The sequence below is a fragment of the Pseudomonas sp. NPDC077451 genome (assembly GCF_044543345.1).
In the GTDB taxonomy this organism is placed as follows: Bacteria; Pseudomonadota; Gammaproteobacteria; order Pseudomonadales; family Pseudomonadaceae; genus Stutzerimonas.
On record NZ_JBITVX010000022.1, the window covers coordinates 43,142 to 55,701 of the forward strand.

The 12,560-nt window shown below is 59.3% G+C and carries 11 protein-coding genes and 1 other RNA gene; 4 read left to right on the forward strand and 8 right to left on the reverse strand.

Annotated features, from left to right (window positions below):
• Positions 1-386 precede the first annotated feature (386 nt).
• From ACIGHL_RS21510 to ACIGHL_RS21535, 6 genes are all read right to left on the reverse strand, one after another.
• Positions 387-1,592: a tyrosine-type recombinase/integrase gene (locus ACIGHL_RS21510; protein WP_446697732.1), complete on the reverse strand. Its 1,206-nt coding sequence runs from the start codon at positions 1,590-1,592 to the stop codon at positions 387-389.
• A 173-nt stretch (positions 1,593-1,765) separates the two neighbouring features.
• Positions 1,766-2,144: a transfer-messenger RNA gene (gene ssrA / locus ACIGHL_RS21515) on the reverse strand.
• Between the two features lie 158 nt (positions 2,145-2,302).
• Positions 2,303-2,611, reverse strand: a complete 309-nt coding sequence (locus ACIGHL_RS21520; protein WP_045429768.1) for a PA2433 domain-containing protein — start codon at positions 2,609-2,611, stop codon at positions 2,303-2,305.
• 165 nt (positions 2,612-2,776) lie between these two features.
• A complete protein-coding gene (locus tag ACIGHL_RS21525) occupies positions 2,777-5,614 on the reverse strand; it encodes an FAD-binding and (Fe-S)-binding domain-containing protein (protein WP_216706966.1) in 2,838 nt (945 codons plus the stop codon).
• Positions 5,615-5,686: 72 nt separating this feature from the next.
• Positions 5,687-6,856 (reverse strand): FMN-dependent L-lactate dehydrogenase LldD, encoded by a 1,170-nt coding sequence (gene lldD, locus ACIGHL_RS21530; protein ID WP_128122012.1) that lies wholly within the window; start codon positions 6,854-6,856, stop codon positions 5,687-5,689.
• A gap of 172 nt (positions 6,857-7,028) precedes the next feature.
• Positions 7,029-8,723, reverse strand: a complete 1,695-nt coding sequence (locus ACIGHL_RS21535) for an L-lactate permease (protein WP_128122011.1) — start codon at positions 8,721-8,723, stop codon at positions 7,029-7,031.
• 282 nt (positions 8,724-9,005) lie between these two features.
• On the opposite strand from ACIGHL_RS21535, the gene ACIGHL_RS21540 reads away from it, so the two are divergent.
• On the forward strand, positions 9,006-9,794 hold the full coding sequence (locus tag ACIGHL_RS21540) for a GntR family transcriptional regulator (RefSeq protein ID WP_128122010.1): 789 nt from the start codon (positions 9,006-9,008) through the stop codon (positions 9,792-9,794).
• A 67-nt stretch (positions 9,795-9,861) separates the two neighbouring features.
• On the opposite strand, the gene smpB is transcribed toward ACIGHL_RS21540, so the two are convergent.
• Positions 9,862-10,344: an SsrA-binding protein SmpB gene (gene smpB, locus ACIGHL_RS21545; RefSeq protein ID WP_019340344.1), complete on the reverse strand. Its 483-nt coding sequence runs from the start codon at positions 10,342-10,344 to the stop codon at positions 9,862-9,864.
• Between the two features lie 228 nt (positions 10,345-10,572).
• Here smpB and ACIGHL_RS21550 point away from each other — a divergent pair, with 228 nt between their 5' ends.
• Both ACIGHL_RS21550 and ACIGHL_RS21555 read left to right on the forward strand, forming a co-directional pair.
• Entirely contained in the window at positions 10,573-11,007 is a 435-nt protein-coding gene (locus ACIGHL_RS21550; RefSeq protein ID WP_045429753.1) for a type II toxin-antitoxin system RatA family toxin, read from the forward strand.
• Entirely contained in the window at positions 11,000-11,329 is a 330-nt protein-coding gene (locus ACIGHL_RS21555) for an RnfH family protein (protein WP_128122009.1), read from the forward strand. The genes ACIGHL_RS21550 and ACIGHL_RS21555 overlap by 8 nt, the downstream gene beginning before the upstream one ends.
• Positions 11,330-11,390: 61 nt before the next feature.
• Here ACIGHL_RS21555 and ACIGHL_RS21560 read toward each other — a convergent pair whose 3' ends face one another.
• Positions 11,391-11,897 carry an outer membrane protein assembly factor BamE gene (locus ACIGHL_RS21560; RefSeq protein WP_046162841.1) on the reverse strand — a complete coding sequence of 169 codons (507 nt, stop codon included), beginning with the start codon at positions 11,895-11,897 and terminating at the stop codon, positions 11,391-11,393.
• A gap of 93 nt (positions 11,898-11,990) precedes the next feature.
• Here ACIGHL_RS21560 and fur point away from each other — a divergent pair, with 93 nt between their 5' ends.
• Positions 11,991-12,398: a ferric iron uptake transcriptional regulator gene (gene fur / locus ACIGHL_RS21565; RefSeq protein WP_045429745.1), complete on the forward strand. Its 408-nt coding sequence runs from the start codon at positions 11,991-11,993 to the stop codon at positions 12,396-12,398.
• Positions 12,399-12,560 lie beyond the last annotated feature (162 nt).

Consider the following 12,560-nt stretch of genomic DNA (forward strand, 5'->3'; position numbering starts at 1 on the left):
TCAGGGCTGCGATACGCAATTTTATAGGGATGTGGAACGGCTTTCTCCCGGCTGCAAGACAGCAATTTCAGGAGAACCTATTATGAGGATTTTTAATCCGGCTCAGCTATGAGCTGAAGCGGGGGGAGCCTGGCGCACCTGCAGAACGGCTGACCAGAACAGAAAATGGTTTTTTGTTTCAGGACGCAGGCGTAGTAATGCCGATATGGTCCTGAAGCTTTTTGGAGTCCACAGCTAGCGCCGATGGGTCTCAAATCTTTACCGCCTAGGTGCGGTGTTATCCCGTGACGTCCAATAAACGTCCGTGAGATCTTTTTAGCATCATCATGCTGCGATGTGCAAGCCCCCAACCTGGGAGGCCGGTGTCGCTGGTCGAGGCAGCAGATTCAGGCCTTGATTGCATCCAGGTAGTCCGACCAACGCTGCATCATGTCGCGGCGTTCAGGCAGAAACGAGGTTCGGTCGTACGCTCGTCCCAGCGGATTTTTGACTGTGTGCGCCAGTTGGTGCTCCAGAAGGTCGGGGCGAAACCCCAGTACCTCTGCGCCGATGGTTCTGGCTGTCGCTCGAAAGCCGTGCCCAGTCATCTCGTCGCTGCCGATGTCCATACGGCGTAGGGCGCTGAGGACTGCATTATTGGACATCGGTCTATCACCGCCACGGGCTGATGGGAAGACATAACGGTGCTTGCCAGTCAGTGGTTGAAGTTCGCGTAGCACGGAAACCGCTTGCCGGCTGAGTGGAACCAGATGATCTGGTCGATCCAGCTTGGTGGTCGTGAGCCCTTTCATTTTATGCCCGGGAATGATCCATTCGCCGCTATCCAGGTTGAGCTCAGACCATTCCATGTGTCGTAGGTCGCCAGGTCTGCAGAATAGAAGAGGTGCCAGTTTTAGCGCACAGCAAACAGGCAAAGTACCTGTGTAGCTATCCAAGGCTTTTAGCAATTCGCCGAGTTTTTCTGGATCGGTCACTGCTGCAAAGTGTTTTACCCTCTTGGTTGGGAGCGTGCGCGACAGATTCCCAATCTGGTTGGATGGTGTGATGCCTGCAGCCTCGGCAAATTCGAAAATCTGTTTGTAGATCTGTGCTACACGGCGTGCCGTCTCTGATGCGCCGCGCTTGATGATGCGTTGAAGATTTTCGACCAGCATGGGGGTGCTGATGCTGCTAATCGGAAGCTTTCCCAGCCAAGGGTAAGCATTGAGTTCAAGGCGCTGCCTAACCGTGCGGGTGTACTCCGGGTCCCAAGAGCCCTCCCGAATAGTGAGCCATTGCGTCGCGACCGATTCGAAGGTGTGTTGGTGGTCGAGCTGGCTGACCACCTTGGCCATGCGTCTTTGCAGCGAAGGATCTTGGCCGCTGGCAAGTTGGACACGAGCGTCATCACGTTTGCGCCGAGCTTCTTGCAAGCCGACCTCAGGGTAAACGCCAAGAGCCAGGCGTTTTTCCTTTCCCTGAAAGCGGTACTTCAAGCGCCAATAACGGCCTCCGTTCGGCTGTACTTCCAGATACAAACCCTGTTCGTCATACAGGCGGTACGGCTTGTCCTGAGGCTTGGCATTGCGGCAGTTGGTGTCTTTCAGGGGCATTGGGGGCACATCCTCTCCGAGCGAGCTGATGAGCGTTTTATGCCCCCATATATGCCCCCGTCAACCGTGGGATGCCATGGGATCAGGTGGGAATACGCGGGCAACAAAAAAGCCGTAAAGCTTTGATTTCTCTAGGCTTTACGGCTTTTCTGGGTCTTCCTGGGAAGGGTATTTGGTGGAGCCGGGGGGATTTGAACCCCCGTCCGCCAGCTCTCCACTGTCGGTACTACATGCGTAGCCAAATCTATTGAGTTAACTCCGCGCCGCCCGATTGGCAGGGTGCTTGGAGCGAGCTGCATGAGTTTTAGCCGTTACGTCTGCAGCGAACTTGGCGGCGATCCTGTTCTATCTGACAGTCATTTCGGGTTTACAGGCATCCCCTAGTGACCGCTGGCGCCGAAGCGACCAGATGAAGGTTAGGCGGCTAGCGCGTACCCTTCGTAGTTGTCGTCGTTGGCAACTATAAGTTTGCAACAGTGGATTTACGAGTTCTGTTACCAACTCGGCATGCACCTAGAGCTTTGTTACCGGCGTCGAATCCTAATCGGCCCCATGAAGCGTGTCGCATGCCTCATGTGTTGCGCAGTGTACGCCATAAGGTCTGGCTGCGTCGAACGCTTGATTCCCTAGATTAGGGCGGTTCGTCGAAATTCAAGGGTAAACAGAGAATCGGCAGGGCCAACTGCTGGCGGCCCTGCCTCGCGGGCGTATCAGTTACCGGTGCCCGATCCTGTGCCGCTGGTGCCTGTGCTGCCGGAGCTGCCTGGGCCTTCCAGCCTGCGCAGTGCTTGGGTGGTGTGCACGATGCAGTTTTCGACGTCGCCAGCTTGCTGCGCCTGGCGCGCTTGCTTGATCAGCTCTTGAACTTCGCTGCGAGCCGGCTCACCGAGCGTGGCACTGTTGGTGGCCATGTCGTCTTCGATTTCCTGCATGTTCAACTGACATAGGTTCTTGTCGTCGGCGAACACGGCGGGGCTGGCGATCAGGGCAGCGGCGGCAAGTAGGGCAAATTTCTTCATAAAGTCCTCCAGGGAGTTAACTTCCCGGCGGGCCTGCCTGTTTCTGCAAATTGCGCGGCGGCGCCGAGGCGGGTGAGCCTCTGTTGAAACTGGGCTCCTAACTTCCGACTGCGGCTGCGCTGAAGCGTTTCATTCATGTGCGCCCGCTGCGGCGCTGAGAACCTCTCATACCTGTGCTGTAGCCGCTCTGGGCCGGCTGTTTCGGTTAACCAGATAAACCAGCCCGTGATAGTCGATCCCGCCATGTTGTGACAGGCCAATTTCGCAGGTTCGGCTAGTGGAGATGCCTTCTTCGCAGATCTGCACAGCGTCTTTCAGGCTGCGCAGAGCGTGGGCATTGAGCTCGGGGGTGGTGAAGCCTTTGTCGCCAGCAAAGCCGCAACAATGGATACCTTCTGGCACGACCACTTCCTTGGCGCAGCGGCGTGCGATGTCAATCAGGGCCTGGGCTTCGCCGAGGTGTTGGGTACTGCAGGTGACGTGCACAGCAATCGGCGCGTCTTGGGGCTCGAAATCCAGCTTGTCGATCAGATGCGTGCGGATGAAGCGCACTGGATCGAAAACCTGCAGACGATCATCCGCCAGGTCTTGAACCAGGCGCAGTGTGCACGGGCTGGTGTCGCAGTAGATCGGATCGAGCCCGCCGCGGCTGGCCTTGAGCAGGGCATCGAGCGTTTGCTGACGCTTTTGTTCGGCCTGTTCGGCGTAGCCTTTGGAGGCAAATGGCTGGCCGCAGCAAAGGTTGTTTAGCTCATCGGGAAAGACGACTTGGTAGCCAGCTTTCTCCAGAAGTGCACGGGTGGTGTCGAGCAGTGGCTCTTGTTCCTGATCGCGTGCTGCGGGACCCATGGCTCGCGAAACGCAGGCGGCGAGGTAAACCACGCGCGGACGTTGGTCCTGCGTCGATGGTTTGGGCAGATGAAGCCGTTGGAGGGGTTGCGGTGTAGCTGGCGTCCACTGCGGTACACGACCTTTGCTGGCGTTGGTGAACGCTGCGGAGGTCTTGCTCAGCAGGCGGGTGCCCATCATCAGGTGTGCACCGTTGGCGACATGCAGCATGAACCGTGCGCCTTGCACGGCGGTGCTGAAATGCTCGGCCAGCCAGCTGGCGGCGCGAGTACTCTCTGCCTTACGACCGCGCAGTTTGCGAACCAGATCGCCCGTGTTGATACCGACCGGGCATCGCTGCGCGCAAAGCCCGGTCGCGGCGCAGGTCTCGACGCCGTGGTAGTCGTAGAGTCGCTCAAGCTCGCTTGTGTCGATGCCGGCCCGCTTCTTCGCTTGAATATCGCGCCATACGACAATGCGCTGGCGCGGCGTCAGGGTCAGTCCGTTGGACGGGCACACCGGTTCGCAGAAACCGCACTCGATGCATTTGTCGACGATCTCGTCGGCAGCCGGCATCGGCTTGAGGTACTTGAGGTGTATCTGCGGGTCTTCGCTGAGCACCACGTCCGGGTTGAGGATGCCTTGCGGGTCCAGCAGGCGCTTGATTTGCCACATCAGTTGGTACGCCTCGTGACCCCATTCCAACTCGACGAAAGGCGCCATGTTACGGCCGGTACCATGCTCGGCTTTCAGCGCACCACCGAACTCCACCGCAACCAGTTGTGTCACGTCTTGCATGAAGGCTTCGTAGCGGGCGACCTGCAGCGGATCGTCGAAGCCCTGGGTGAAGACGAAGTGCAGATTGCCTTCCAGAGCGTGGCCAAAGAGGATGGCCTCGCTGTAGGCGTGTTTCTCGAACAACTGGATCAGACGGTTAACCCCCTCGGCGAGGCGCTCGATGGGGAAGGTCACGTCCTCGATGATCACAGTGGTGCCGGTCTGGCGCACCGCACCTACGGCGGGGAAAGTGTCCTTGCGGATCTTCCAGAGCTGGTTGTAGACCGCTGGGTCTTCGCTAAAGTCGACCTGCTTTTCCACGGGGAAGTGGGCGATCGACGTCATGATCAGATTGATCTGCTCGTGCAGCAGTGACTGGCTGGCTGCTCGCGACTCGATCAGCAGCGCACAGGCGCCTGCCGATAACGCCTTGACCCATTCCGGCATGCCGGCCTTGTTTTCTACCGAGCGCAGGCTGCGGCGGTCGAGCAGTTCCACTGCCGAGACGGGCTGTTGCTTGAGCACCGGTACGGCCAGGCAGCAGGTTTCCACATCGGGGAATACGACCAGCGCGCTGGCCTTGTGCGGATGGTCCGGCACGGTGTCGTAGGTCACCGCGCTGATAAAGCCCAGCGTGCCTTCGGAGCCGACCATCAGGTGGTTGAGGATGTCGAGCGGCTCGTCATAGTCGACCAACGCGTTCAGCGAAAAGCCCGTGGTGTTCTTCAGGCGGTACTTGTGGCGAATCTTTGCAGCCAGGTCGGTGTTGGCGCGCGTGGTGCGGCCGAGCTCTGCAAGCTGATCGAGCATGTTGCCGTGCGTCTGTCGAAAGAACGCGACGCTGGCCTGGTCTTCGCTGTCGACTACGCTGCCGTCGGCCAGCACCAGGCGCAGGCCAGCAAGGGTTTTATAGCTGTTCTGTGCCGTTCCGCAGCACATGCCGCTGGAATTATTGGCGACGATGCCGCCGATCTTGGCCGCGTTGATCGAGGCCGGGTCCGGGCCGATCTTGCGCTGCATAGGCGCCAGAATTGCATTGGCGTTGGCGCCGATAACGCCCGGCTGCAGGCGAATCTGCGCGCCGCCGTTACGAACTTCGCGCCCGTTCCAGTTATCGCCCAGTACGATCAGCACCGAGTCGGAAATCGCCTGACCGGACAGGCTGGTGCCGGCGGCGCGAAAGGTGACTGGCACCCGCGCGCCATGCGCCAGCTTGAGCAAGCCCACCACTTCCTCCTCGGACTCGACCCGTACCACCAACTTGGGAATCAGCCGGTAGAAGCTGGCGTCCGTGCCGAAGGCCAGCGTCGAAAGCGGATCGTCGAAGCGCCGTTCAGCCGGTATCAGCTTTTCCACGGCGGCGAGAAAGTCGGTCGGTAGAGCGGCAGGCGCGTTCATTTTCAGGCTCCGGTAGGAGAAGCGGGCCGCGTCGGTGTGCCGCACGGCCTTCTGGATGGAACCAGCCAGACGTCAGTCGACCTGGCGGCTGGTCTGATAGTGGTCCACTTCGCGCACCAGCGAGTCGGCGCTGATCTCGCTGATGGTCTTGGCGCCGGTCAGAACCATCGCAACACGCATTTCCTTCTCGATGAGGTCGAGGAGGTTGGTCACCCCCGCTTCGCCATCGACCGCCAGGGCGTAGGCGAAGGCGCGGCCGAGCAGCACGGTATCCGCGCCAAGGGCGATCATCCGCACTACATCGAGGCCGTTGCGGATGCCCGAGTCGGCCAGGATTTTCAGGTCACCCTTGACCGCGTCGGCAATTGCCGGCATCGCCCGGGCACTGGACAGTACGCCGTCGAGCTGACGTCCGCCGTGGTTGGAGACGATGATGCCGTCGGCACCGAAGGTCACGGCGTCACGGGCGTCTTCGGGATCGAGAATGCCTTTGATCACCATCGGGCCGTCCCAGAATTCGCGGATCCACTCCAGGTCCTTCCAGGAGATCGACGGATCGAAGTTGGCCGCGAGCCAGCCGATGTAGTCTTCGAGGCCTGTGGTGTGCCCACGGTAGGTGGTGATGTTGCCGAGGTCGTGCGGCTTGCCGTGCAGCCCAACGTCCCAAGCCCAGAAGGGGTGCGTCATGGCTTGCAAAATGCGCCGCATGCTGGCGTTGGGGCCACTCATGCCGGAATGCGCGTCGCGGTAGCGGGCGCCGGGGGTCGGCATATCGACGGTGAAGACCAGGGTCGTAACGCCCGCGGCCTTGGCGCGCTCCAGTGCGTTTTTCATGAAGCCGCGGTCTTTCAGCACGTAGAGCTGGAACCACATCGGCCGCTTGATTGCCGGTGCGACTTCCTCGATCGGGCAAACCGATACGGTTGACAGGGTGAAGGGAATGCCTTTCTTGTCTGCAGCGCGAGCGGCCTGGACTTCACCGCGGCGGGCGAGCATGCCAGTCAGGCCGACCGGGGCGAGGGCCACCGGCATTGACAAGGTTTCGCCGAACAGCTGGGTCTCCAAACTGAGTTCCGACATGTTGCGCAACACGCGCTGGCGTAGGGCGATGCTGGCCAGATCCTCGACGTTGCGCCGCAGGGTGTGCTCGGCATAGGCGCCGCCGTCGACATAGTGAAAGAGGAAAGGCGGCAGTTTGCGTTTCGCGGCGGCGCGGTAATCCGTGGAGGCAGAGATGATCATCGTGTGTTCTCACCGAATGAAACGAGGTAGGTCTCGTGGTGCTCTCGTATACGACGAGAGGGCTTGTTCAGTCTGACGCTTCGATCCAGTGCCGAGGCGAATCGCGCGACCAGAGGGAGGATTCCAAACGACTCTGCCCCGAGTTCAATCGGGGCAGAGTCCGTGCATTACATCAGACGCCGACCAGTGGGTCCGTCACGCCCATCAGGTAAATGGCGATCATGCCGATCACGCCGGTGGCCAGCACGTAGTACAGGGTAGGCCAAACGGTCTTGCGCAGTGTGATGCCTTCGCGGCCGAGCAGGCCGACGGTGGCCGAAGCAGCAACCACGTTGTGGATCGCGACCATGTTGCCGGCAGCAGCGCCGACAGCCTGAATCGCTACGATCATTGCCCCGGAGATACCCAGCGACTGCGCAACACCGAACTGGAACTGGCTGAACATCATGTTGCTGACGGTGTTCGACCCGGCGAGAAACGCGCCCAGCGCGCCGACCGAAGGCGCCAGCAACGGATAGATGCCGCCTACGCTATCGGCCACATAACGCGCCATGGCGATTGGCATGCTTGGCAGATCACTGGCATTGACGCCGGAGTTGATCAGGATGCGCACCATCGGCACGGTGAACAGCAGCACGAAACCGGCGCTGAGCAGAACGCCGCTCGATTCTTTTACTGCCGCCTTGAGTTCTGCGGCGCGCATGCTGTGCATGAAGAAGGTTATCAACACCACAGCAACCAGGATTCCGCCGGGCAGATAAAGCGGTTCGATGCTGGCGCTCACTCCGGTCTCGCCAAGGATGTTGGCAAAGCCGATTGAAACGGACTTCAGCGCGGCAGTGACCTGGGGGAAAACGCGGCTGATGACCAGAATCGCACCGACCAATACGTAGGGCAGCCAGGCGCGGAAAGCACTCATCGGGCGCGCCGCCAGGTCGTCGAGCTTCATCTCGATGGTGCCGATCCACTCAGCTGGCCAGTCTTTAGCGTCAGCGAAATCCCAGTTCGTTTTCGGCACCAGGAAATTGAAACGAGCAGCGGTGGTGACGATGGCCAGGCCGACCAGGCCGCCAAGCAGCGACGGGAACTCGGGGCCTAGGAACACGCCAGTGGCAACGTAGGGCAGAGTGAAGGCCAGGCCGGCAAAGAGTGCGAACGGCAGTACCTCGAATCCGGCCTTCCAGCTTTTTTCCTTGCCGAAGAAGCGCGTCAGCATCATTACCATGATCAGCGGCATGACGGTGCCGACGATGGCGTGGGTGATGGCAACGCTACTGGTGATCTGCTGCAGGAAAATCGGCCAGCTGGAACCTTGGGCGGCCAGCTGCGCACCGAGGGTCGCAGTGTCCAGTCCGCTATTTACGCCGACGATGATCGGTGTGCCGACTGCGCCGAAGGACACCGGCGTGCTCTGTACAAGCATGCCCATCAGCACCGCAGCCATGGCCGGGAATCCCACCGCAACCAGCAACGGTGCTGCAATCGCCGCGGGGGTACCAAATCCCGATGCACCTTCGATAAAGCAACCGAACAGCCAGGCAATGATGATGGCCTGAATCCGACGGTCCGGGCTGATGGTGGTGAAACCTGCACGAATGGCGGTAATGCCGCCCGAATGCTTGAGAGTGTTCAGCAGCAGGATCGCGCCGAAGATGATCCACAGCAGCCCCAATGTGATGACCAGGCCTTGCAGGGTCGAGGCGATGATGCGGGTAACGCTCATGTCCCAAATGAACAGGCCAATGGCGGCAGTGAACAAGAAAACGACCGGCATGGCGCGGCTGGCGGGCCAGCGCAGCCCGATCAGCAGAACGGCGGCTAGCAGGATCGGGGTGAAGGCAAACAGGGCGAGCAGTCCGTTAGACATGTCAGGCTCCCAGGGTCGAATTGAGCGAATGGGGGCCCGAGCGGACCGGTGATGAACAGATAAACGGAGACCGCATGAAGTAGTCCTCTTCTTGTTGGGTACTTCCGCTTGTAAAGTGGTATTACCAATTTACATGGAAGTCCGGCCAGCGTAAGAGGTCGGTCGGCGTTGCGTCAATTAGCTAGCTATAGACTTTGGTCGCAGCACCAGCTGTTGCGTAGGCTCAGGCGGCTGGCTACGCTGGCTTTCCATATACAGTGGTCAAACCAATCGAGAGGCGTGATGGAAGTGGGAATGGTGCGTCAGCGGAGGCTGGCCGATAACATTGTCGAGCAGCTCGAAACGATGATTCTCGAAGGCACGCTCAAGGCCGGCGAGCGCCTGCCGGCCGAGCGTGTGCTCGCTGAACAGTTCGGTGTGTCTCGTCCATCCCTGCGAGAAGCGATCCAGAAGCTGGCGGCAAAAGGCTTACTGATCAGTCGACATGGTGGTGGCAATTTCGTTGCCGAGTCGCTGGGTTCGACCTTCAGTGATCCGCTATTGCATCTGCTCGAGAACAACGCTGATGCGCAGCGCGACCTGTTGGAATTTCGTCATACGCTTGAAGGTAGTTGCGCCTATTACGCCGCATTGCGGGCGACTGAGGTCGACCAGCAGCGTCTCGGCGAAGCGTTTGCGGCATTGCAGGACTGCTACGCGCGGGAGGGAACGGTCACTCGTGCCGAGGAGGGCGCTGCTGATGCGCGATTCCATCTGGCGATTGCCGAAGCCAGCCACAACGCGGTTCTACTGCACACCATCTGTGGTCTGTTCGATCTGCTCAAGCGCAACGTGGTGACCAACATCGGTGGTATGTACGCGCTGCGCAACGAAACGCGGGACATGCTCATGCGTCAGCACCAGGAGTTGTACGACGCGATCATTGCCCGTCGAGCGAACGATGCGCGCGACGTCATCCATCGACATATCAGCTACGTGCAAGAGGTGTTGGCGGAAGGCCAGCAAGAGGCTCAGCGCCTAGCGCGTGCGCAGCGGCGTCAGGGGCGGTCGGAAAAGTCTATAGAGGGCTGATGCGCTGAGAAGCAGTAAGCAGGCCGGTCGACTGAGCGGGGCAGGCCCGCTCGGTGATTTGAAAGGCTTAGTCTTCCTTTCCCTTGGTGCGCATGGCGCGCTGAATCTCACGGTCGGAGTCACGCTCTTTCTCGGTGTGGCGCTTGTCGAATTCCTTTTTGCCCTTGCCCAGTGCGATATCACACTTGATCAGGTGCTTTTTCCAGTAGATCGACAAGGCGACGCAGGCATAACCCTTTTGCTGCACGGCACCGAACAGCTTGCCCAGCTCACGCTTGTTCAGCAGCAGCTTGCGGGTGCGAGTCGGGTCGGCAATCACATGGGTGCTCGCCGTGGTCAGCGGGGTGATGTGACAGCCCATTAGCCAGGCTTCGCCATCTTTGAGTAGGACGTAGCTGTCTACCAATTGCGCTTTACCGGCGCGGAGGCTTTTCACTTCCCAGCCGGCCAGAACGAGGCCCGCCTCGAATTTCTGTTCGATGAAGTAGTCGTGTAGCGCTTTCTTGTTTAGCGCAATGGTCCCGGGGGACTGTTTCTTCTGTTTGGCCATAGGCTGCGCATTATAGGGAGTCGCGTTGCGGCTGGCGATAACCTCATGCTGCGACGGTGCGAAACTTGAGAGGGGTGCGCTTATCCCCGACAATGGCGATCTTTACGTTTGTTCATGCTCAGGGACCTGCTCCGCCACTGGGATCTGAGTTTTCATGCTTGTTCTCGATAGCCGCTGCCGGTTCTGGCCGTAGCTGCTGTTCTTGACTGACGAAGTAGAAGGGATCGAATGACGACGCATATTCAACGTTCGGCGCTGCTGCCTTATCCGGCACGCGCGCTGTTCGACATGGTCAACGATGTAGCCAGCTATCCCCAGTTTCTGCCCTGGTGTTCGGCGACCGAGGTGCTGTCCAACAGCGAAACCCAGATGCAGGCAAGCATGACCGTGGCCAAGGCTGGCATTAGCCAGCGCTTCCTCACACGCAACGAATTGCAGGTGGGCAAACGCATCGAAATGTCGCTGGAAGAAGGGCCTTTCAGCCATTTGCATGGAGTCTGGGAGTTCAAAGCGTTGGGAGAGAAGGCCTGCAAGATTAGTCTTGATCTGACCTTTGATTATGCCGGGCCTGTGGTCCGTGCCACCTTGGGACCGTTGTTCAATCAGGCGGCCAATACCTTGGTCGATGCGTTTTGCGACAGGGCTAAGCAGCTGTATGGATAAGCCGATGATTGCGGTCGAGATCGTCTATGCACTGGCGGACAAGCAGAAGTTGCTGAGCTTGGCCGTGCCTCAGGGCACCAGCGTCCGTGAGGCAGCGCTACGCTCGGGAATGGACAACTACTTTCCGGGGCTAGATCTCGCCACGTCACCGCTGGGCATTTTCGGCAAGGCGGTGCCCAAGCCGGAAGAGCGCACACTGGTCGAGGGGGAGCGTGTCGAAATCTACCGGCCACTGATCGCCGACCCGAAAGAAGTTCGCAAGCAGCGCGCGGCGAAGGCCGCGCAGAACAAGGCGGGGGAAGCGGGTGAGTCAGCCATCTAGGCCGTAAGGTGCTACGAAAAAAAAGCCCGGCATGCCGGACTTTTTTATGTTCGTTTGATGTCTAGTCGGTTTCCAGACGGCCTGGAGTCGGCACCGGAACAGGCTCGGCCGCGTCTACGTCGCCCTGAATCTGTTCGAGCAAGGAGCCTGGCTTGGTTGCCTCAGGCTCAGTGCTGACGGGGTCTTCAGTGCTCGCTGGCAGATCGGTCCCCAGAATGGCTTCGTCACGGCTAACGCCGGGCTTGAAGTCTCCTGCGAGACCGGCGAGCTGGTCGTTAGCGTTGAATACTAGGCTGACCCGTTCCTGCTGGCGCTGTCTACCGCCTGGCTGGATGCTGTACAGATAATCCCAACGGTCGGCGTGGAAAGTATCGGTGATCAGGGGATTACCCATGATAAACCGCACTTGCGATCGGGTCATTCCTGGGCGCAACTGGTCTATCATGTCTTGCGTAACGACATTGCCCTGTTGAATGTCGACCTTGTAAACCCCGGGGAATGAACAACCGGCGAGTGCGAACAGGCCCACTAGCGTGAGGCTGGACAGCATGAGCTTGGTGTTTTGCATCGGTAGGTGACTTCCACTATCTTGGCTGGGCAAAGCCCGGATCATACCCGTATTGAAGGAGGCTGCGAAACAGCAGCAGCGAGAAAGCCAACCATGGTTGAAAATAGCGAACTACGCAAAGCTGGCCTCAAAGTAACCCTGCCACGGGTCAAGATCCTGCAGATGCTGGATACCACCGATCGGCGCCATATGAGTGCCGAGGACGTCTACAAGGCCTTGATGGAAGCCGGCGAGGATGTCGGTCTGGCGACCGTTTACCGCGTGTTGACCCAGTTCGAGGCGGCTGGCCTCGTGGTTCGGCATAATTTCGATGGCGGCCATGCCGTGTTCGAGCTGGCAGACGGCGGCCACCATGATCATATGGTCTGCGTTGATAGTGGTGACGTCATTGAGTTCTTCGACCCGGAGATCGAGAAGCTGCAAAAGGAGATCGTCAAGCGTCACGGCTACGATCTGGTCGATCACAACTTGGTGTTGTACGTCCGCAAGAAGCCCGAATGATCGCCAGCAATCTGCAGCAAAAATGATTTCTAACACTTCTTGCCGCATGACAAACCCCGCCCATTGGCGTAATGCTGTTCACTTAAGCGGAGCAGCCTTACGATCCACCGGATACCGGGTTTTGGAAATCTTCACCGTCCTTGGCCTCCCTGGCCTTGGACG